The sequence below is a fragment of the Brevundimonas vesicularis genome (genome assembly GCF_032067225.1).
Taxonomy (GTDB): Bacteria; Pseudomonadota; Alphaproteobacteria; order Caulobacterales; family Caulobacteraceae; genus Brevundimonas; species Brevundimonas vesicularis_F.
The window spans coordinates 1-21,029 of the sequence record NZ_DAMBJX010000032.1; the positions used below are offsets into that span (position 1 = coordinate 1).

The following is a 21,029-nucleotide window of genomic DNA, read 5'->3' on the forward strand; positions in this document are numbered from 1 at the left end:
CAGACCGACCAACCGTTCGACAGTCGGATAGAGACCCGCCAGGGCGTCGGCCCGCCCCTTGGCCACCGTGTTTCGATAAACCGCCAGTCCGGGCGCATTTGGATCCGCCAGCCACGTTGTGAGCATGCAGCCCTGCCCCTGCAGGGCCAGGGAGAAGCTCGCATGAAACGACAGCATCTGATCGTCACGCGGCGCACTGGACATGGCAGGCCTCCATTATGGCGACGGCTTGATCGCGTTCGGCGATCAACTCGGCGAAGTCGGGAATGTTGTCGTCGCGCTCGATCAGCGTGGGACGCGGCCCGATCCGCATGAGTGTCTCGGCATAGAGGGACCAGACGGCGTCGCTGACCGGCGCGTCGTGGGTGTCGATCAACAGCGCCTCTGCGTGGACGGGATCGGGCGCAAAGCCGGCCAGATGGATTTCGCCGATGAGATCGGCCGGAACGGCCGCCAGATAGTCCCGCGGGTCGGCGCCGAGATTGTTGGCGCTGATGTGCACATTGTTCAGATCGAGCAGCAGGCCACAGCCTGTCGCGGCAGCCAGTTCGACCAGGAAATCGACCTCCCCCATCTCGTGGATTTTCAGGTCGAGGTAGAGGGACGGATTCTCGATCAGCAGGCGTCGGCCCAGCGCGTCCTGCGCTCGCGCGACGTTGTCGCTGACCTGCTTCAACATCTGTCGGGTGCGCGGAAACGGGAGCAGATCAGGGTGATAGACGCCGCCGCCCCGCGACCAGGCCAGATGCTCGGACATCAGAAACGGCTCGAACCGGTCAGCGAGCGTCTTGAGCCGCGCCAGATGCTCCGGGTCCGGCGCCTCGTCGCCGGCCAGCGACAAGCCGACACCGTGCAGGGACAGAGGCTTTTCTCGACGGATGGCCTCCAGCCATTTCAAGCGAGGGCCGCCATCGACCATATAGTTCTCGGGATGGACCTCGAACCACAGACCGGCCGCCGGAGACGCCAGAGCCTCGTCGTAATGGCGGGCTTTGAGGCCCAGTCCCACGGTGGGGACAGGCGTCGTGGCGATCGATCCAGGGTTCATCGGTCCAGCTCCGATCAGCGCGAGACGGGCGTCAGCGAGCCGTTGCCGCGCGGGGTGCGGATGCTGGTGCATGTGCCGGCGGGCGTGTGCTTCCAGGCGTTGCCCTGATAGTCGCGCACCGAAGTGCCGGCGCAGGTCGTGCCGGGGCCGGCGGCGCAGTCGTTCTTGCCGGCCAGAGCGATGCCGTAGCATTTCTCCATGGCGGCCGGCCTGGTCTCGGCGTTCCTGGTCGATTGGGCGTGGGCCATGCCGGCGCCGGCGGTCAGGGCGACAAGGGTTGCGGCGGCGATCTTGGTGCGGGTCATGCAAGAGGTCCTTCTCAAAAACCACGGCCGTTCGTGGCCGCTGAATCCGCCTTTCGCCGACGGCCCGCCGCGCGTTACATTTTCGAGCCAACTATTTTCGTGCATCATTTCGCGAGACGCCATGTAACCGTCGCGGTCTCCACAGCGTAGGTCGCAGTCGCACGTGCTTGACCGGGAATCACAACTCAAAGCCTTGATGCTCAAAGGCCTGGACGGTGACGCGCAGGCTTGGCGCGTGCTGCTGTCGGACCTGGCCGCGCACCTGCGGCCCTTTTTCAAACGCCGTCTTTTCAACGGAGAAAGCGACGCGGAGGACCTCGTGCAAGAGACCCTGATCGCCATTCACGCCAAGCGCGCCACATGGGATCGCAACCAGTCGTTCACGGCCTGGGCCTTCACGATCGCCCGCCACAAGCTGATCGACCACCTGCGCCGCCAGGGCCGACGCCTCACCGAGCCGCTGGACGACGCAAGCGTGCTGCTGGCCGAGCACACGGTCGAGGACGGGGTCATGCGACGCGATTTGACCCGCGCGCTGTCGATCCTCCCGGCGCGACAGCGCGCCCTGATTCATGATGTGAAAGTCGCCGGGCTGAGCGTGGCCGAGGCGGCCGAGCGTCACGGCTATTCCGTCGCCGCCGCCAAGGTCAGCATCCATCGCAGCTTCAAGGCTTTGACCGCGCGCTTCGCGGCTGGAGCAGCAGGGTCCAACGATGAAGACTGACGACCTGATCACCAGCCTGGCGCTGGACTTGCCGCCTACGTCTCAAAGCGACGTCGACCGTCGTGTGCTGCTGTTCATGTTGCCGGCGGCGGGCGCCGCCCTTGCTGGCGTCGTGTGGTGGCTGGGACTGAGGCCGGATCTGATGTCGGCCGTCGTGGGACCGACCTTCTGGGCGAAGGCGGCCTATACGGCCGCCCTGTGCGCCGCCGGCTTCTGGCTCCTGGATCGACTGGGGCGGCCGGGGGCTTCGACGCGCCGTCCCACAATCCTGCTGGCAGCCATTTTGGCCGTCGCTGCGGGATGGGCTGTCGTGGAGTTGCTCGGCGCTGCGCCTGACGCGCGGATGGACATGGTCATGGGTCGATCCGCCAGGGTCTGTCCGACCAACATCCTGTCGCTCGGCGCTCTAGCGGCGCCGTTCATCTTCTTCGCTGCGAGACGATTCGCCCCTGTGAAACCCGCTTTCGCCGGCGCCGCCGCCGGTCTTCTGACCGCAGGACTGGCCGCGACCGTCTACGGCCTGCATTGCCCCGAGCACACGGCCGCTTTTGTGGCGGTCTGGTACACCTTGGGCGTCGGCCTCGTCGCGGTTTTGGGCGCTGCTCTGGGTCGTTTCACCTTCCGCTGGTGAGTGTGTTTTCCGCGATACTGCCGTGAAGCGGTCTTGAGCCGTTTTCGGGTGGTCCCGACAGGATGTGTGTCGGGACCACATAAGACTGGCTCAAACGCTGCCTGAAAAAGCGTGTGATTTTTCCAGACACCACATAGCTGACCACCTAACGGCGCCTCAGTCTTCTACTGCACAGCTGCACGAGGGTAGGGCGCATTAGCGCCAGAAGTGGACATGGGGTCACCGCTCCAAATCGGACATCGACTTGGTCGAAGGACGAGGCGGCCGCCGAGCTCCCGGTTCGAAAGCCTAGTTTTCGGGATAAGGATGTCGCGGAAGCCCACGCGGCATGACTATACCTGCGGATGCCGACCCCAGTAGAGCCAACCATCAACGACGTCCTATCCCGACTCTACACGATCCGGGACACCTCAGCCGCTTCTGTCGAGCAGCAAGCTGGGGCACTGATTGCGCGGCAGACCGCCAAGGGACAACTTCACTCGGGCGCTACCCTCAAGTCTTTAGTTTCCCTGATCGAATCGGCGTTCGATGCGGCGCTTGTGGAAACGCTTTCTTTTCTGCGCCATCTCCGCTCCTCCGCAGGAATAGACTACCAAGCCTGTCGCGATCAGGCCTTTCTACGCGCGCGCGACCTCGTCCCAGCTTTGCGTGCCGCTGCGGACCTCGACAAATGGGCCGATGCCGCCAGGAGTGCGGCCGCGAGCGACGTGATCGAAGCGCAGATTGCCAAGCTCTATGAGACGATCAGCTATCGCTTCAGGCAGTTCGATGTCGGACTGGATCCGGCGGACATGGCGAGAGGACCGACGATGACACCAACGGCGACGCGACTTCAGCACCGTCTGAGCGAACGTCAGAGCTGGTTTCAGAACGAGTGGTTCTTCAAGTGGCACCATATCAGCGGTGATGACGTCATCTCGATCGATCTCTTCAATGGCAGGTTCGCAACCTACGCCGGCCTCGGATATTGGGGCAGTCCCCGAGACATTTTCTGGGACGCGATTGCGCGTGGCCTGCGCAAGGAGGTCGTGGACCAATTCGCTTGGGTTGAGGAGGCCGCGAGTAGCTACGACAAGAACGTCGCCATCCGGGCGATCGACGAATGCGCCGGTCTTCTCACTGGATTTGCTCAGACCATCCGCCGCGACGCTGTTGAGAAGGACCGAATTCTGCGGGGTGACGGGATCACGTTTCCCGCAGGAGAGGATCGCGGCTGTTGGACCGGAGCAGATGATCAGGACATCCGCGACCAAGCGGAAGCGCTGAAGGCCGCGCTCTTCCCGGTCCCCATTTTCGAACCTGCACCGCACTCCACGCCTGAGGTCTCGAAGGCAGGACCGTCCTCGTCTCCGCGCTTTCAGGTCGCCCTGTCGTTCGCGGGCGAGCAGCGGACCTATGTCAGGCAGGTCGCTGATGCGTTGGCGGCCCGGCACATCGCGGTCTTTTATGACGAGTTTCAGGCCAATACCCTCTGGGGTAGAGACGGGGCCGAGCACTTTCATCAAATCTATTCGCGAGACACCCAATACGTGGTGATGTTCATCTCGGCCGAATACGTGACCAAGGCCTGGACCAGACAGGAACGGCGCTCGGCGATCAGTCGCCAGATGAAGGATGATGGCGAATATATTCTGCCCGTCCGCTTTGATCAGACTGAGGTGCCGGGACTTCCCGACACGATCCAATATCTCCTCGCCGATCGTTTCACGCCTGCTCAACTGGCCATCGAAATTGCGAAAAAGGTCGGCGTCCGACCGACGGATGGCAAGGCATCCAGTCTCGCACCGCCTGCATCAGGTGCCACGTCTGGCGAGGTGACGTTCGACTACAGCGCCTACAACGGCCGCTATGTCCTCGGCTCCGGGTCAAGTACGTTCGAGACAGCTTGGTCCAAGGGCAGCGACACCAGCATATATCTCTACAATGACCCGGCTGGAATCCACGGGATCGCAATCGCGCGCGGCGCGACAGCCATCGACGAAATCCACGATGCATCCGTCTACGACTACAGCTCCCGCGCCCGTTCTCTCAGGACAGGGGAGATCGCCGTACTCCGGAACACAGACGGCTTTTACGCCGCGGTCCAAGTGGTTAAGATTGAGGATGACACGCGGGAGGCTGAAACTGACGCCCTGACGCTGCGCTATGCGATCCTAACGCATGGCGGCAAAGATTTTGCCAACCTGGCTGCAAATCCGTCTGAGGTCTGACGGACGGGCGATCCGAGGCCTTCTGTATGTGCACTAACGACGCTGCCGTGCCCTTAGCTGACTTGGATAAAGGCACCTAAGAGTCACGAATGGCGGTGGCAATCAGTATTTCAGGAGCCCCCCTCCATCACGGCTTTCACAGCCAACGCCACGCCGCTATTGGTCCAGATCCGAAAAAATATCGGCGATCGGATCCGTCCGGATCGGGCCTTGGGGCGGTACCAGCGGCGGTTCGCGATGCGGGAGTCTGGTCGATACGGGGGGATCAGCGGATAGGCGATAGTAGTAGTCTTCTGCAAGCCAGTCCCACTCATCGCGGTCCGCCTCGTCCTCGAGTTCAGAAATACGATCGGCGATACGTTCCCGGACGATTTTGAAAGCAGAGCTCGCGTCCTCATGGGCGACCCAATCTTCAAGCTCGGACACGAAGCTGGCGAGGGGCTCGAACCGTTCCCGCGCCGGCCGTCCTGCGTCGCGCGTTTGAAAATAGGAAATAAAAGACTCGCCGCCTTCCCGCATCTCCCACACGACGGTGTCGAGCAGTTCTGCAAAGGAATCGCCCCCGATGATTTCGCGGGCGTAGCTGCTTAGATAGTCACGCTCGGCTTGCTCTGTCAGACCGCGACGTATCTGGCGCCGTACCGTCTCCAAAAAGTCAGTCTTGACCAGGCCTAGCGGTGCCAACGCTGCGATCAAGCCGAGCGTGAGGTGATCGCGCTGCCGGCCTCCCGCCAGGACAGGATGATCAGCCGAGAGCGGAGTACTCGAGAAGAAGCGACGTCTGAATTCCGCCGTAGCGCGCGTAATGAGGAACCAACGGACATAGGATTGATTACCGCCCCAGTCATAGGCGTCGATTCGAGCAATCAGTTGGTCATACTGGGCCACGCTGATCTCGACCACGGCTCCTCTGACGTCCACCCCGGCGCAGACTGCCTCCTGAAGAATACGCTCCGGAGGTGCCCCGCGGAGGTAAACGTCTAGAAGGAGCGGACTGCGGACCGCGACGGAAGCGAATGCCTCTCCAATCGATGGGTGCCTGAAATGCCAGAACAGTTCCCCATCTTGGCTCTGGCGACGACATAGCGATCCGTCCATCGCCTCCAGTTCCCGCAGAACGTCAGAACGCGTTGTCCCGAAAGCCTCGGTGACCGCAGAAAAGGCGTCGTCCATGGCTGGGAGCAGCGGCAGAGACCCGCCCTTCATGAATAGAAGAGCGAGAGCGGCTTGACCCGCTTCTGATAGTCCGGTCACCAACTCCTCGAGATAGGAACCGGGGTTCTCCACATATGCGTCGATCCGATGATCGACGAGATCGAGGTCGCCGGTAAAAATCGAAAGGCCGAAGCGCCGCGCGACTTCGGGCGTGAACCGCGGATGACGCACGACGCGCGGTGCAAGAGGAATGAAGCGCCTACGCCACATCCGATCATGATCGCCCAGCCGGATATGGTTGGCTAAAATTAGCGCTTTGTCACGGTCAGTGAAGTCCTCGACCCGAACCTCCACTATCCCCTTTTCGAACTGCGGCGAGCCAGACAGCTTCAGTCGCGGCGAGACGGCGTTCCAGATGTAGGCCCGGGACGTCAGGACGAAGCGATTGCCGGCTGACACTGCGGCTTCAATAGTGCGCAGCATTCGATTGAAGGTCTCTGCGGACCCTAACTCCAGCTGTGTCGCCCCAAAGGCGTCATCTATCCAGAAGAGCCGTGGCTCGGACGGATTCCAGTGGGCCTGTAGGTCAGAAAGCCGGTGCAGAACGTAGGGTTGAGCTCGGAAGGCGTCGCGTGCGGCTATAGAGGCCGCCATGGCGATCGTCGATTTTCCAGCAGCAGGTTCGCCCAAGAGGATAACGAAGCCCTCGTCATGAAGAGCCCGCATGGTCCTACGGTAAGCCTCGGTGGCGACGAAACGGTCGAGATCGCCCTTCGCCCTAGTAAGCAGCGCCGTGGTCTGCTCGGCGAGCCGCTCGTCTAGAATTAGAGATAGGTCGCCGATACCGTAGACGCGCGGTGCCAACATCCGCAATCTGGGTGAGCTTCGAATACGCCGCACAAGCTGATGGCGGCCTTGGATGCGGCAAATCTTGAACCCGGCCGCTAAGACTCTCTCTCGAATGGTTCTGTAGGCCTGCCGGGTGACACTGTGGTTTGTGATGAGAAGATATGCGTCGAAGCCTTCCGCAACGAGCTCGACCAATTTGGCATATTCTGTTTTGAGGTCAGCAGCGGACAATGATCCGCCTTGGCCAGTATGTTTGGCCTGGATCGCCCAACGCAGCTGATGAGTGTCGAGCGCCGGACCGAAAACAATTTGTTCCCCATCGACGCCTCCATCCCAGCTTCTGGCATAGCTCGTGACCGGTGCGTCTAGCAGGTCTTCCGCGAACGCCATTGCAAGATCCTGAAACGAAGCCCAGCCCAAATCTTCCAGCGCGAGCCGATGGGCGGATGGCAACATCGAGGGCAAAATCTCCAAAAAGGGTTTTGGCTGACGCGATCAGCATCCCCTCGATCGGACAACGCTCCCCATGCTTAAGTCAATCCACGAGAGATCTGAAAGCAGCTGCCCTCGAACTTCCGCAACGAGTCAGAAGTGCACTTGGAGGCCTCGCAAGTCATTTCGTGACGATGCCGGGGCGGTTGTTTGACGGCTCACGCGAACTCCCGCACCATCGTACCGGGGCACGCAAATGAACCGAGAAAATGTGATCTTGGCGTTGCGGTCGTTGGAGCGGAAGCTGGTGCTCGAGGGTGTCGAGCATCTGTATTTGTTCGGTTCAGTCGCCCGAAACGAGGCGACCGACCAATCCGACATCGACATCGCCTTCGATGTGCGGCCCGAGTTTGAGCTGAAGTTCTCGCTGATCGATCAATCGCGTCTTCAGCGAGAACTCTCGTCAGCCTTGGACCGTAGAGTAGATTTCGTGGAACGCGCGTACCTATACCCTTCCATCGGCGCTTCGGCCGCTCAAGACATGATCCGCATCTTCTGATTTGGCTGCCCAAACTTCGAGAGCCGTCGCCTCGCGGCGCCGATCTCCGACGCGCACCAAAGCGTTGAAGCGATCAGCTGATAGGACTTCACGATGAGTCGTTCGGGTCACGAAAGGCTCGCGCTGATGGCTTTGAGCCTCCTGAGTCTCACTTCCTCATCAACGATCGGTTCTAACTCATCGCGGCTGTAGAAGCCGCGGCCGAGCTGTAACTTCAAGCCGTAAGACTCGATTTCCCGCCACATATATTTGGCCGACGCTCCCATGCGCATCGCGGCTTCCCGGCTGCTCATCCACACCCGTCCAAACTCTTCAACATCACGTCGCTGATATAGAGTTCGTTCCTCGCCCTTGATTGGTAGCAGGTGACCGTTGTCCCGCAGGTAACTCATCTCCACAGCTGAGCAGTTGAGATGCGCTGCGGTTTCGCCGGGCGACAACCGATTGCGGGAAAGGCCGTTGTAGTCGCTAAATTCGAAGCTGAACCAAGGCGTTGACGAGGGGCCGCCCATCACAATGGTTCGTGCCACTCCCGTGTATATTGCTAAGGTAGGTGCGCCGAAATCCCCCACATTTACTAGGCCGCCGGGAAGGCTTCCGCTCAGCCACGAAGCGAGCACAGGCCCCCAAGGTTTCTCCCGACCGCCCACACCCATAAACGCGTCTTGAAGTCGGATCCAACCTGGGGCGTTGTATCTCTGCGGCACGTTGTCAAATCGGGTCAGAAACGCTTTGACGGATCTGGCGCTGAGCAATCTATCGCCTTTCAAAACCTGGACAGCGGGGTCCACTCGATGCTCGAGCAGACCCATGGCTACAAGCTGCTCGACGGCGATCGCGGGAAGGTCGGTCATTGTCTGGAAGCGACGATAGGAAGTTGCGGCTGCACACGCGCTTTGTAGCGACTGGATATCAGCCTCAGCAAAAAGGCTGACCTCGTACCGTGCGCGCAAAGAGCCGATTCTCGACAGCAGCTGTGCTTCCACTAGTTGTTTCAAGGTGCCCGGCGTGACGCCAAGCTCGTTGGCGGCGCGCCGCGCACTGATCTTGCTGGTCATGCCACGACGTCTAGATCGATCCGCAGTTGGACGGTTCCAGACGCCTCGATTGAGGCGGTCGAATTCCGACCGCACAATGGGTACGTTCGAGTTGTGCCCGATGCGTCTCATGGCCGTGTGGAACTTGGTGCAGTCGTCTGAAAAGCGCCTTTGAAGAATATCCCAGTGTGATCGGGGGTACTCCAGAAGGAACCGCACAGCCGCGACCCAATGGCGGAGCTCATCATCGTCGCCGGGGTCATCAAACTCGTCGGACGGCTCTTCATCTTCGGGTTTTGCGCCCGAAATCCTGAAGGCGCAGCGAAGCGCCAGAAGCAGTTCGAAGACCTCCGTGGGCGTGTCGATTTCAAAGGAGGGAGGGACGCGACGAACAGCCTCCTGTCGCAGAGCTTCGTCCTCACTGAACAGAGCCATCATCCATTCAAGCGACGGTCTATACTGGCGTGGAACAGTGCGACGAGCAGCCCTCGCCAATGGTGTTCCGCAATGCCGACAGAGATGCAAGCTGTCTGCCCTTGGCCAGGTCAGTGTCTTGGCGCACCATGAGTTCGGGCAGCGATCAATCAGAAACTCCCAACGCGTCGAGCAGAAACCTATCGGTTTGATCATCCAACGGGCGTCATCGGATTGGCCGGCTTTCAATGATGGCGGCGCACGGCGGCGCGCTTGCTCGACCAATGCCGGTCTCAACCATACGCCGCCCAGGCGCCGTTTACGGTCCTCATCGAGTGGTTCGGCGCCCCATACCGCTTCCAAAGCGTCAGCCGACATGCTGAAGGCTTGGGCCAAAGCGGGCAGCTCGGCCTGAGACCTAGTCAGGAAATCGCCTTTCGCTTTTACGTCGAGACCAACCGCACGCATGAATGTAACGGGTGTGCCAAGGCGATTTCGTTCGACGCAACGAACGATAAATCCCAACAAGGTTTCGTGCGGTTGCGGTTCTACCGGGAACAGCAATCTAGGAGTTGGCGGAGCCGCTATGGTCGTTGTGAAATAAGCATCATCAGCCATGGGCTTTCTCCGCAAACGGGTTGCGGTTGATGAAGGCTTGCTCCATCGCCCAATGCTCGGTGGCCCAGGAGATGTCGATCCGTTCGAGCTTGTCCGCGCCGCGGCGCAGAGCATGCACCAAAGCCGCTTCGAAGAGGCGACAGACCCGACCTATGACGCCCCCTGAGACCTGGAACAGGCCGGGGAGGAGATTGTCGGATGCCAGATCAGACATTTGCGGAAGAATGCTCCTGTCGACGACAACACGCTCGAGCTTTGCAACGAACGTTGCGAAGAGCCTCTGATGCTCAGGTCGTCGAGCGCTGAGGGGATTTAGGTCGCAAGGTGGCAGCAAGCGTCCGTTGAGCTGTAGGTTTCGCACGAACATGGGCGAGGCTTCCTCTGTTCCAAGAAAGGCCATCGGGACAACGCCGGCGTCGAGCATGCCCTTCAGCGTATCCGTCACATCGTTTTTGACCCGTTGCGGTAGTTGAGGTGCTGGAACTCATCCACGATGAGGAGCTCAGTCCCGAACCGCTCGAAGCAGGCAAAGACGCGGATTTTTAGGGCCAGCTCATTTCCATGACCGGCGTGCAGATCCCCATATGCCTGGAGGATCGACATCATGAACTTCTTGGGTGTCGATCCGCGCTCCAAATCCACCTTCAGGACAGGAACAAAGGTCGCCGTTCGAGGCCGTTTTCGCTCCACGGCGGCGATGTAGGCCAGAATGGCGGATGTCTTGCCGGATCCAGTAGGGCCCAGTACGCGCAGCCCCATCTGAGGCTGACCCACGGTCTGTCGGCCGAGCTTTTGCAGGTAGTCCAGCTCGACGTGCAGCGACATATGGATCGGGTAAGGTATGAAAACCTCTTTGAATGCCGCGATCTTGGCGGCAATCCCGTCATTTAGATCGGCGCGCCTTTGTTGGGGGTGGACACTCATAGGGCATCCTCCCAACCGCGATCGTCGTACAGATCGCCGACATTCCAATCCGGCAGGTGTTCACAGGCAGGTGGCATCGACCGTCGCTTAGGCTTTCGTTTTCCTCCTCGAGGCGGGCGTATGGGTTTGGCTCCATCGTCAGAACGTTCATTTGCCAGTGCAATTGTCGGAATGACCGGCGCCATGCCGTCGTGCCGTGGCTCAGCGTGAGCGATGCGAAGTCCGCCGCCGCCAAACTGTTCTATTTTAGGCGATGTCCGTAGGCGCGCCTGTCCCCGCTTGTGGCTTCGATGGGTCTGGGGCGTCTGAAGCTCGCTAATCGTGGATCGAAGTCTCAGCCGTAATGCACGACGTTCATCCTCCGTTTTGGCGTTGCTTTCCCGCTGCCACTCGAGGATCCGATCATGCTGCCATTTGGAAAGGCCCTGCGCATACTCCAAGTCCGTGCACGGCAGCGTGACGTAGATGCCCTTCGGGCCGTTCCAAACGTGGATTTCTCCAAGGTTTGCAGGATTGTATTTCACCGCCACTTTGGCGGTAGCTGAGCCTTGGCGGCGACCACGCACCGATTCCCGCCGCGCCAAGTCTTCGAGCAGTGGGCCGGTGATGGCTGGATCGTGGTAACGCAGTCCGAAGAGTTCAACGCCGCTTCGGGTGACCAATCGCTCCTCGCGCGCACCAAGCATCTTGTCGAGTTGGCGATCATCGCCAATGATGTTTATGCCGTGGCCGGCCTTTACTCCGCGTGCCCAGGTCCGAGCAGGCGTATCCTTTAAAGCTCGGTGCAAAGACTGGTGGTATATCCCAACGGCCAAATCCAGAAGCGACTCCGTCTGCTCAAGAGTCAGGACGGCGAACTTTTGAGGGTCTAGCTCCCAGTCTCTAAGCTTCTGCACGGGGAACGTTCCGCCTGGCAGCTTCTTGTGAAACATGGAATTCAGAGTGGAGAAGAAGCGCTCTACGACTGACTTATTCGTCGGGGTTTTGACAGGGGCCCAGCGGATGCTGATCCCCAGATCTGTCATTCCGCTCTCAAACGATGTCCCGATAAACTCCAAGCCGTTATCGACGACGATTTCATCGAACTTGCCATAGATGTCGGCGAGATCTGGGCTGTCCGGAAATAACGCTCGCATCTTCGGCTTCGGCCGGTTCGCTCGTTTAACGCATTCGATGACAGAATACAGCGACGGCGGCTCGAAGCTCAAAACCCAGCCGAGGATACACCTTGAGTGAACGTCCATGAGTACAGTGAGAGAAGGGCGCCCAACGTAGCGCCACTCATCTGCTTCCATCACAATATGGACGTCCGCAGCTGTATGGTCGATGGTGGCGAGTAACAGCGGCCGGTGTGCGGCCAATCCCTCGCCAGTCGCTTTAAAGCGGTTTTTGGCTTCCTTAGGCCCATAACGCGCTGCAACCGTCTCGAAGCATTCTAGGCTGCGGAGATGCTTTCGGAACGTCTCCCTCGACGGCACCGGAACTTTGGAGCCAGATCGACTTTCGATCGCTTCGTTGATGCGCTGGAGGCGATCCACGAGGTCGTCGTATGCGTCACCGATGCTCATCTGCAGTTTTGACCAGTAAGCCAATGCAGCTTTATGCATTCGCCGTCGCACTGATGCGGGCAGTCGTTTGCAGCGCGGGACTCGTCCGGAGGCGGACACCATGGCGCGAAGGGGGCGCTCACTAACTGTGCCGCGTTGTCTAAGCCATCGGCGGACTGTCGATGGCGACGGCGGCTGATGGCGCGCGAGCTGACGCTCCTTGCGTTCCCATATGTCCGCTAAAGTCCTCTGGAGGCTTGCGTCACTTAAGGAATAGTCGCCTATCCGATCCAGCGATCGCAGAACGATCTGCCTGACAATCGCTCTCGAATCTTTCTCATTGATCAGCTCAGCATCGGCTTCGCGCGCGAAATGCGCCTTGGACGCTGGATTTGTGTCAATCTTCCTGACCGCGCCGACAGCAAACTCGTTCTCAAGCCACTGTTTGGTTGGTGAGGCAAACTCACCTTTATCGGTGAGCCGCTGGTAAGGCTGGCCACTTTCGAAGGCGCGCAGGACAAGGAACTCGCCCTCAATAACCCGATCTAAGTAGTGGCGCTCGCCGTCGATCTCCCAGATATCACCAGGACTGAGTTTCATGAGTGCCATCTCAGGAACCCTCGCCCGAGACGAGGCACACGGGCGTTGCGTCCCCAATCTCCTCCGTCAGATCGAGGCGCACGATCCGACCGACCATCATGGCCTTGAGCTTGGCCAATCCCTCATCGCGTGACCCCAAATCCTGGGCCACATCGCCAAGCGTAGCGCCTGGCTGACGCCCCAAAGCCTCCACCACCCGAAAGACGTCCGTGTCGGAGTATTCGGCCATTCGCCGAGACTGCACTTCCACAACATTACGATGGAATGCGGCCGGTTCAGTCAGCGCCTTATTGAAAATCAGCCGAAAACGCCAGCCGACCTGACTGCAGATTGCCCTGACGGCTTCGAGCTTTTCTCGGTAGTCCGGATCGTGGACTGAGCTTGGATCAGATTTTATCTCGACCAGTTCAACGCCACCGCTGGCTAGCACCCGCACACAATCGGCGATGTAGGTCCGTTTTCGACCGTCGAGCACGAACTCCAGCCGGAACGGCTGGGCGCGATAGTTTATGACGTCGGTATCGACCTCACAGTGCATGAAGAACGCACGCTCGCTCATGCTCTCGTAGGGCTGAGGCCGGCCCGCTTTGCGGCTTGCGTACACGCCGGTCGTGATCACCCTCCGCCCAGTCACGATGGTGCGAATGGGTGCTCCACATGGTGTGGTCACCATCGTGGCTGATGCCGCGAGGCTGTCCCAAGGTGAAGGTTCTGCACTCGTAACGTCCGTCGAGCGGAGGGCCGCTTCGACGGGGCAGTTTTGGTTTGCAGGCAGCAGGGATGGATGACGGACAAAGCCCATCTGGTTTCTCCTTGATCAGTTGCGAGTTGGGCGCAGGCCGGCCGAGATCGTCACGTTTCTCTATGGAAGCGTGTTGACTTACTGCTCAATCAGGGAGAACATCACTCCATCGTCGCCACAACGATTGGAGCCGGATGGCTTCCCGACCGAGCCCTTGGCGTAGCCTGGGGCTCGAGTTGTATCTGGCGTACAACTCTGAAAACGTTTCGGTTTATGGCGGGCGCATCGGGCCTGATCCTTTTCTACGGGGCCGGTCAGTCGGCCTGAGAGCGTCTGCGACTCGATCCATTGTCGAGATTGAGACATGAGGATTTTTGCAAGACTCGACTGTAGAGTCACAGCTTTAATTTACTTCATCCAACATGCCGCTTCAGTAGAGCAGATATTATCTACTATTGGCTATAATGGTTGATTGTGCCCAACAGAATTGAAATGTATCTGCGTATAGCGATTACACGTGTCCCTGCGGCGCGAGCATGCCGATAGTTAAAGTCTCGAGGCTTCAAATTCGTACAGCAGGGCGAAGCCAAGCCCGTAGATTAAACACGGCAAAATGGACAGCTCGACCATACGGAACCCGTAGATCGATGACGCTAACACGCGACTAGGCGGGGAAACCTGTCCACCAAAATAAACATCGAGCTGCAGAGACCGAATGCGATGAGGACGTAGGCGTATCCTCACGCCATGCCTCCACTGCAACGAGTGGGGGTGCTGAAGTTTGCGGTAGCGTGTCACGACCGATCAACGGTGGTGCAGCAAAGTATGCCAAGCGCCATCAGCGGACATTGCGTAAAGTCCCGGAAGTCGACAGTCAAAGAGGTGTTCGTCGCGAGACGGGCGAAAGGCGATCGGCGGCCGAAATGGGCGACAGCTACCCTACCTTCCTGACTTGGGCTCTCTGGGTTCTCGCCGGAATATGCGTCGCCTCTGCGATCCTGATTGCGTCGCACTCTGGCAAGGAGGTGAAAGACCGGGCCAATCGATACTGTCTGGCCTGATGATCGGGCTGATCCTGTGTGGCATCAGTCAGCTGACTCACGGAGATCGTGCAGCAGACAAAGCTAAGGCCAATCTCCGAGCTGCGAACTAAGCCGTCGCAGAGGCCCAGAGAAACTACGATGAGGCGGATGCCAAGCATCGAGCCACGCCCGGCGCTACTGGTCCTGCCAGTGCAACGACCTACTCCCAGTTTTTCGGCAAAGGCATCGCCTTGCTTCCGAGAGATCGAATTTTGGCCACGAGAGCGATGGGCGAGACGCACGTAGCGTTGCAGCTGAGCGCTGCAACCGAACTTCCAATGCGTTTGACGGGCTGCTCTAAACGCCAATCCAGCCTCAACCTGGCAGCAATAGCCACCGTCTATTTGCCCAGCTGCGTCCGAGATCACGTCATCCACGGTGTGACATCGCTGACAGGCACCATGTCTGGACCTCCACGGCTCAGCGGACATCTGAGCTTTGCCCAAGCTTGGAGCAAAGGCGGCTTCTCGCTTACGAAGCTGGATCGGGCAGTCGGTCTAACCTCCAGGGTTGTATCGAATCGCTTCAGAGAACATAGATTCCCTGAATGAAAATCTTCATCTCACATCAGAAGGTAGATGCGCTCGTGGCCGCGCAGGTGGCCCGAAGGCTACTCGCTGTCCATGGCATCACGTCGTACCTAGATGTCATTGACCCATATGTGAATGACTCAGCAGAAAACTTGGCTGAACACATCCGCTCCGAAATGGGCAAGTGCACACAACTCTTGGCCGTCGTCTCCCACGCGACCTTGGCGTCGCAATGGGTTCCGTGGGAGATCGGCGTAGCAACTGAAAAGAACTTCCCGCTGGCGACGTACACCGGCACATACACCCCGCCGCCAGAGTTTCTTCGGAAGTGGCCGTATCTGAAGAACGACAGCGATCTAGACGCGTACGCCCGGGCGTCCTTCGGCGCACGAAACTTCCGTGAGTCTTACAAAAAATATTCTGCCGATTCAGCTGCTGGAGGCCGTGCGGCGACATCATATTTCTTCACAGAACTGCGCCGAAATATCGGGCAGTGAGGACCTCATCGATGTGACTCCAGCGACCCGGGCGTATTTCGCGACCAACCGCCGCGATGCGATCGACGGGCTCTGTCCCAACCAAAGCATCATTCACACTTGCGCGCCTTACTGCGCCTATAGGAAGAGACCACTATGACCGACAAGAAAACGATCTTTGTCGCCTTCGCAATCGAGGACGAGGGCCAGCGCGACATGCTGAAGGGACAGGGTCTCAATGCAAAATGCCCCTTCGAGTACATCGATATGTCCGTGCGTGAAGCCTACACTGAGGACTGGAAGGCGCGTGTCCGTACCCGCATCAAACGCTCGAACGGCCTGATAGCCTTGATCAGCAGCAATTCGCTGACCTCCAGCGGTCAGAAGTGGGAAATCGCGTGCGCCAAGGAAGAGGGGATCCCCGTACTAGCGATCTGGGCTTATTCAGATGATCGCACGGCGATCAGCGGCCTGTCAGTCAAGGTTTGGACTTGGCAAGGCATTGCCGACTTTATCGACGGCCTCTGACATATGAGCCGCTCCGCCCTCGTCGTAGGCATCGACAGCTACCCTAGAACACCCTTGAACGGCTGCGTATCCGACGCGAAGGCCATTGGTCGGTCTCTGGCTCGCCACCACGACCAAGGGCTGAATTTTCAGGTCGATACGTTGCTGAGTTCCGAGGCCGCGGTGACGCACCAAGCACTGGCTGACCGAGTCGAGCGCCTGTTCGAGCGCAAGAATGATGTCACCGTCTTCTACTTCGCTGGTCATGGGGCGCGTCATGCGCAAGAGGGCTATCTCTTGTCTCAAGAGGAGAAGCCGCGAACCGGCCTGTCCATGACCGAGCTAATGCGCATCGCCGACGCTTCACCGGCCAAAGAGCGGGTCATCATTCTTGACTCATGCCATGCCGGTGCAGCGTCAGACTTCGCGCCCTCAGGGCTCGAACCGGGCGTCGCGGTGCTGGCCGGGTGCGGCGGGAACGAAAAAGCCGTTGAGGCCGGCGGACGGGGCCTTTTCACCCGCCATGTGTGCGACGCGCTGGATGGTGGCGCGGCCGACGTGCGCGGTTTCGTGACCATCGCTAGCGTCTTCGCTTATATGAACGAGGTGCTTACCGTGCACGAACAAGCACCCATGCTGCACGCAAATTGGCGAGAGCTCACGAAGCTCCGACGGGCGGTCCCCTCCGTGTCCGATGACCATCTGCGTCGGATCACGGGATTCTTCTCTCGAGCCGGGGATGCCTTGCAACTCGATCCATCCTACGAACCGACAGCCGACCCGAACCACCCCGAGAATGAGGCAAGCTTCGGCATTCTGCAGGCCTATCGCGCCGCTCGGCTGCTGGAGCCGGTAGGAGTTCCGCATATGTACGACGCCGCGATGCAGAGCCTGACCTGCCAGTTGACACCCTTGGGCCGTTTCTACTGGCGTTCGGTTGATAAGGGGCTGATTTGATCGCCGTGGGGATTACCGGTCATCAGGACCGAGAAGGGCTGGACTGGGCTTTCGTAGAGGATGAGATCACCCGGGCGCTTGAGGCGGTCCCTCGGCCATTTGACGGTTTGAGTTCGTTGGCGATCGGCGCTGACCAAGTATTCGCGCAAGCCGTGCTCAAGGCGGGCGGAAAGCTCGTTAGCGTCATTCCTGCCCACGACTACGAAACGACCTTCCAAGGGCGTGATCGCCTTGCTTATCTCGAGCTGTTACATCGCTCGGTACCGGTTGAGCTCCCGCTTGAAAGTGGAGGACAGCAAGCCTTCTTCAGGGCCGGGCGCTGGATCGTCGACCACGCGGACCTGATGATCGCCGTCTGGGATGGACAGCCCTCGAAAGGTCTCGGCGGCACCGCCGATGTGGTGGACTACGCCCGGCTGAAGGGCCGGCCCTGCCTGCACATAAATCCCTTTGACCGATCTGTGGTGCAGCTCTAGCACTTTGGGGCCTTGCCTCGGAGATGCTATGATCGATGCTGTCCGCCCGGGTGCCCCCTAGGGTGCGGTGACCAGGCCGCGGCCCCTGTCCTCGGCCCCGGCACGCGGATCAACCGCTGACGGGCGCGCCGTGCTTAGCAGTTGCAATCGCACGTCTTCGCCGGCGTTCTTATCTAGGCTGCCGAGGTGTTCCCACCACAACGCCGCGACGCCGGCGGCGTGCGGACAGGCCATGCTGGTGCCGCTGAGCGAAACTAGGCCGCCGCCGGCTTGAGCCGACCGAATGTCGACTCCTGGCGCGACCAGTTTGACCGCGCCGTTCGAGAAGGGCGCTACTGTGTTGACCTTATCGCCTCTCGCCACCGCCCCAATGGACAGCACGCCTTGGGCGGCGGATGGCAGGGACGCGCTCAGCCGAAACCGAGGATCATCGTCGACCCGGCTCTCGTTTCCAGACGCGGCCACCACCAGGCCAGACGCCTGAAAGGCCTGATACGCGGACACTACCTGCATCACGGCGTCGAAGGCGCGCAGGTTCTCGCGGTAAGATTCGAGGGCGTGCGAGGTCGCCAAGGCGATCGGCCAGCCACTCGTTTGAACGAGGCGCTCCACCAGACCAGGAAAGTCAAATCCAAGGGACATAGAAATCACATGGGCACCACGCTCCAGCGCCCACGTCATGCCCTTGAGCAACATGACCGAGTCACCCGCGCCGTCGTTCCCCAGAACTTTGCCGATCAGGGCGTGATCGACGCCACGGGCAACGCCAATACGAACTCCGTCGATGTCGCGGCCGAAGATGGTTCCGGCGCAGTGTGTGCCATGTCCCTCAACGTCCCCGTCCCCGTCACCGCTGAAGTCGCATTGGATTAGATCAACGCCCGAGAAGGCGGGATGGGCGGCGTCGATGCCGGTGTCCAGAACCGCCACCGTGACCCCCGCGCCCGTCGCGGAACTCAAGTCCGCCCGTACCGAGGAAATACCCCAAGAATTGCCTGCCTCGGCCTTGGAGCTCTTGAAAGGCCGGATCAGCCGTGTGGGCATGGCGGGGGCGACGGCGAGCACCCGATCATCGCGACGCGCATCCGCCGCCTCGTCCGCAGTCAAGTTCGACTGCTCAATCTGAAGTTCTACATCGGCTAGAGCGCGGGCGATCACGGCGTTATCCGTCGGGCCTCTGTAGCGCTCGGAGGCTTGAGTATGGAGCGGCACGACGTCGCGTGTCCGCACGATCAGATAATCATCCATGGTGTAGCGATATCACCAGTTGCGTTGACCTGCTGACTAGCTGAAGACCCAAGACTTGACCATCGTCGAGGCGCAGCCCGCGAGCAAAATGGGCCTAAGGAAGAGACATCGTGAAAATCCCCGTGTTCCTGAGCCGTCCCCAGCCGCATCTGAAGGTGCAGGAGACGTTTATGGCCGCACTGACCGACCGGCTGATCGAGCGCGGACTCGAGCCGCTGACCTTGGGCGTCAGCACCTACGATTGCGACGCCCCACTCGTCGGCATCCGACGGATGATGGCTTCGAGCTGCGGCTTAATTTCGGTCGCCTTGCGACGGACTCACTTGGCGACTGGTGCATCACGGGCCGGCGCAGACGTCACCCCATATGAGGAGCAGCCCCTTTCGGACGTCTGGCTGACGAGCTCCTACTGCCAAATCGAACCCGCGATGGCCTTTCAGCTAGGACTTCCGATCTTAATCCTGCGCGAAAAGGGCGTTCTGGCCGAGGGCGTTCTGGAGAGGGGCGTCACCGGACTCTATTTACCCGAGTTCGAGGTTGAGCGAGGCACCGAGTTTCTGGAAAGCGAGGAGTGCAAGCAGCTGCTAGCCAGCTGGGAAAGCCATGTCCGCCGGGTATTCGAGCTTCGTGGTCTGCCACCCAAGCTGTACTGACGACGCACTCGACTAGATGCCCCCGCAGAAGGCGGACACCGCACAGATCTCCAAAGCGTCATACGTGGACAATCTGCTGCTCTTTGGAGAGATAAATCCATCCGCTGAGCCACTCTTAAGTGGTTTTGAGCCACTTCTAAGTGGTCCCGACAATGTGGTAGGCCCGGAGGGACTCGAACCCCCAACCAGACCGTTATGAGCGGTCGGCTCTAACCATTGAGCTACAGGCCCCCAAGTCGCGCCCTGGCGGTAGGGGTTTCGCCTAGCAGGCGCGGGCGCGGCTTGCCAAGCGGGGGCGGGCAAGAAGGCGATCTTTCGGCGATTTCACGAAGATGAACGGAAACTGCCACGGCGCACGGGCGTTGGTTCAGGCGAGAACGGCCAAGGTCGTTGCAACGGATCGGCGAACGCGCCGGTCCCGGATCGCTCACGGAGAAGACTGCATGACCCGCACCCTGGCCGCCGCCCCCCTGAAGACCCTGTCGTTGAAGACCGTCGCCCTGGGCGGCGCCGTCGCCGCCGCCGCCTTCCTGGCCGCCGCCACGCCGCGCGCCATGGCTCAGACGGCCGAACCCATGGGAGCCATGCACATGATGCAACCCGCGCCGTCGCTGAACCTGTCGGCCTATGGCGAGGTCAAGGCCGCGCCGGACATGGCCACCATCACCTTCGGCGTGCAAACTGAGGCCGTAACGGCTCAGCAAGCCATGCGTGACAACGCCACGCAAATGACGCGCGTCGTCGCCGCCCTGCGTCGCTCGGGCATTGCTGAACGCGATATCCAGACCTCCGGTCTGAACCTGGCGGCGCAATACGACTACGTCCAGAATGAACCAGCCAAGCTGCGCGGCTATCAGGCGGTCAACCGCGTGACGGTGGTCATCAACGACCTGAGCAAGGTCGGCACGACGGCCGACGCCGTGGTCGCCGCCGGCGTCAACCAGATCGACGGCATCAGCTTTGGCCTGAAGGATCCGACCGCCGCCGAAAACCAGGCGCGCCAGCTGGCCGTGCGCAACCTGCAGGCCAAGGCCCAGCTGTACGCCCAATCGCTGAACGTCCAGCTGTCGGGCATCCGCAACCTGACCGAGGGCGGCGGCTATTCGCCCCCGCCCCCGATGCCGATGTTCGCCGCCCGCGCCGTGTCGATGGACCGGGCCGAGAGCACCCCGGTTTCGGCCGGCGAACTGACGGTGCGGATCGACATCACGGGCGTCTACGACATCGCCCGCTGATCGCATCGATCGGATAAAGAAAAGGCCCGCCGTCGCCGGCGGGCCTTTTTGCATTCTGAGAGGCGAAGCG

19 protein-coding genes, 1 tRNA gene and 1 pseudogene are annotated in these 21,029 nt (G+C 60.3%); 10 read left to right on the forward strand and 11 right to left on the reverse strand.

Going from position 1 to position 21,029, the window contains the following annotated elements:
- From RT123_RS09710 to RT123_RS09720, 3 genes and pseudogenes are all read right to left on the reverse strand, one after another.
- A pseudogene (locus RT123_RS09710) lies at nucleotides 1-204 on the reverse strand (hypothetical protein); the annotation flags it as partial.
- Complete coding sequence (locus RT123_RS09715) at nucleotides 185-1,048, reverse strand: DUF692 domain-containing protein (RefSeq protein WP_313008937.1); 864 nt, start codon at nucleotides 1,046-1,048, stop codon at nucleotides 185-187. The gene RT123_RS09715 and the pseudogene RT123_RS09710, both read right to left, overlap by 20 nt.
- A 14-nt stretch (nucleotides 1,049-1,062) precedes the next feature.
- A complete protein-coding gene (locus tag RT123_RS09720; RefSeq protein ID WP_306003173.1) occupies nucleotides 1,063-1,353 on the reverse strand; it encodes a DUF2282 domain-containing protein in 291 nt (96 codons plus the stop codon).
- Nucleotides 1,354-1,516: 163 nt separating this feature from the next.
- Between RT123_RS09720 and RT123_RS09725 the strand changes: the two genes are divergently transcribed.
- The 3 genes from RT123_RS09725 (at nucleotide 1,517) to RT123_RS09735 (ending at nucleotide 4,918) form a co-directional block, all read left to right on the forward strand.
- Nucleotides 1,517-2,077, forward strand: coding sequence for a sigma-70 family RNA polymerase sigma factor (locus RT123_RS09725; protein WP_313008939.1), 561 nt, complete (start codon nucleotides 1,517-1,519; stop codon nucleotides 2,075-2,077).
- Nucleotides 2,067-2,708, forward strand: coding sequence for a DUF1109 domain-containing protein (locus RT123_RS09730; RefSeq protein ID WP_313008941.1), 642 nt, complete (start codon nucleotides 2,067-2,069; stop codon nucleotides 2,706-2,708). Before RT123_RS09725 ends, RT123_RS09730 begins: the two co-directional genes overlap by 11 nt.
- Nucleotides 2,709-3,052: 344 nt before the next feature.
- Nucleotides 3,053-4,918, forward strand: a complete 1,866-nt coding sequence (locus RT123_RS09735; protein ID WP_313008942.1) for a TIR domain-containing protein — start codon at nucleotides 3,053-3,055, stop codon at nucleotides 4,916-4,918.
- Nucleotides 4,919-5,074: 156 nt separating this feature from the next.
- On the opposite strand, the gene RT123_RS09740 is transcribed toward RT123_RS09735, so the two are convergent.
- Nucleotides 5,075-7,378, reverse strand: a complete 2,304-nt coding sequence (locus RT123_RS09740; protein WP_313008943.1) for a hypothetical protein — start codon at nucleotides 7,376-7,378, stop codon at nucleotides 5,075-5,077.
- Between the two features lie 232 nt (nucleotides 7,379-7,610).
- On the opposite strand from RT123_RS09740, the gene RT123_RS09745 reads away from it, so the two are divergent.
- Nucleotides 7,611-7,913, forward strand: a complete 303-nt coding sequence (locus RT123_RS09745) for a nucleotidyltransferase domain-containing protein (protein ID WP_313008944.1) — start codon at nucleotides 7,611-7,613, stop codon at nucleotides 7,911-7,913.
- A gap of 107 nt (nucleotides 7,914-8,020) precedes the next feature.
- Here RT123_RS09745 and RT123_RS09750 read toward each other — a convergent pair whose 3' ends face one another.
- The 5 genes from RT123_RS09750 to RT123_RS09770 are packed head-to-tail and all read right to left on the reverse strand — an operon-like array spanning nucleotide 8,021 to nucleotide 13,612.
- A complete protein-coding gene (locus RT123_RS09750) occupies nucleotides 8,021-9,982 on the reverse strand; it encodes a hypothetical protein (protein WP_313008946.1) in 1,962 nt (653 codons plus the stop codon).
- Complete coding sequence (locus RT123_RS09755) at nucleotides 9,975-10,427, reverse strand: hypothetical protein (protein ID WP_313008947.1); 453 nt, start codon at nucleotides 10,425-10,427, stop codon at nucleotides 9,975-9,977. The genes RT123_RS09750 and RT123_RS09755 overlap by 8 nt, the downstream gene beginning before the upstream one ends.
- Nucleotides 10,424-10,906, reverse strand: coding sequence for a TniB family NTP-binding protein (locus RT123_RS09760; RefSeq protein ID WP_313008949.1), 483 nt, complete (start codon nucleotides 10,904-10,906; stop codon nucleotides 10,424-10,426). The genes RT123_RS09755 and RT123_RS09760 overlap by 4 nt, the downstream gene beginning before the upstream one ends.
- Nucleotides 10,903-13,053, reverse strand: coding sequence for a Mu transposase C-terminal domain-containing protein (locus RT123_RS09765; RefSeq protein WP_313008950.1), 2,151 nt, complete (start codon nucleotides 13,051-13,053; stop codon nucleotides 10,903-10,905). The genes RT123_RS09760 and RT123_RS09765 overlap by 4 nt, the downstream gene beginning before the upstream one ends.
- A gap of 10 nt (nucleotides 13,054-13,063) precedes the next feature.
- Complete coding sequence (locus RT123_RS09770; RefSeq protein ID WP_313008951.1) at nucleotides 13,064-13,612, reverse strand: TnsA endonuclease N-terminal domain-containing protein; 549 nt, start codon at nucleotides 13,610-13,612, stop codon at nucleotides 13,064-13,066.
- Between the two features lie 1,812 nt (nucleotides 13,613-15,424).
- Here RT123_RS09770 and RT123_RS09775 point away from each other — a divergent pair.
- The 4 genes from RT123_RS09775 (at nucleotide 15,425) to RT123_RS09790 (ending at nucleotide 17,823) form a co-directional block, all read left to right on the forward strand.
- Entirely contained in the window at nucleotides 15,425-15,904 is a 480-nt protein-coding gene (locus RT123_RS09775) for a toll/interleukin-1 receptor domain-containing protein (protein ID WP_313008953.1), read from the forward strand.
- A gap of 135 nt (nucleotides 15,905-16,039) precedes the next feature.
- Nucleotides 16,040-16,411 carry a TIR domain-containing protein gene (locus RT123_RS09780; protein ID WP_313008954.1) on the forward strand — a complete coding sequence of 124 codons (372 nt, stop codon included), beginning with the start codon at nucleotides 16,040-16,042 and terminating at the stop codon, nucleotides 16,409-16,411.
- A 3-nt stretch (nucleotides 16,412-16,414) separates the two neighbouring features.
- Nucleotides 16,415-17,347, forward strand: a complete 933-nt coding sequence (locus tag RT123_RS09785) for a caspase family protein (RefSeq protein ID WP_313008956.1) — start codon at nucleotides 16,415-16,417, stop codon at nucleotides 17,345-17,347.
- Nucleotides 17,344-17,823 carry a hypothetical protein gene (locus RT123_RS09790; RefSeq protein ID WP_313008957.1) on the forward strand — a complete coding sequence of 160 codons (480 nt, stop codon included), beginning with the start codon at nucleotides 17,344-17,346 and terminating at the stop codon, nucleotides 17,821-17,823. Before RT123_RS09785 ends, RT123_RS09790 begins: the two co-directional genes overlap by 4 nt.
- Nucleotides 17,824-17,880: 57 nt before the next feature.
- Here the strand turns inward: RT123_RS09790 and RT123_RS09795 are convergent, their stop codons facing one another.
- Nucleotides 17,881-19,071: a S8 family peptidase gene (locus RT123_RS09795; protein ID WP_313008958.1), complete on the reverse strand. Its 1,191-nt coding sequence runs from the start codon at nucleotides 19,069-19,071 to the stop codon at nucleotides 17,881-17,883.
- 110 nt (nucleotides 19,072-19,181) lie between these two features.
- Between RT123_RS09795 and RT123_RS09800 the strand changes: the two genes are divergently transcribed.
- The gene (locus tag RT123_RS09800; protein ID WP_313008959.1) at nucleotides 19,182-19,724 is read left to right on the forward strand and encodes a hypothetical protein; all 543 of its coding nucleotides are present in this window, start codon (nucleotides 19,182-19,184) and stop codon (nucleotides 19,722-19,724) included.
- 155 nt (nucleotides 19,725-19,879) lie between these two features.
- Here the strand turns inward: RT123_RS09800 and RT123_RS09805 are convergent.
- A tRNA-Ile gene (locus tag RT123_RS09805) sits at nucleotides 19,880-19,955 on the reverse strand.
- Nucleotides 19,956-20,167: 212 nt separating this feature from the next.
- Here RT123_RS09805 and RT123_RS09810 point away from each other — a divergent pair.
- Entirely contained in the window at nucleotides 20,168-20,959 is a 792-nt protein-coding gene (locus RT123_RS09810; RefSeq protein ID WP_313008960.1) for an SIMPL domain-containing protein, read from the forward strand.
- Nucleotides 20,960-21,029: the final 70 nt, after the last annotated feature.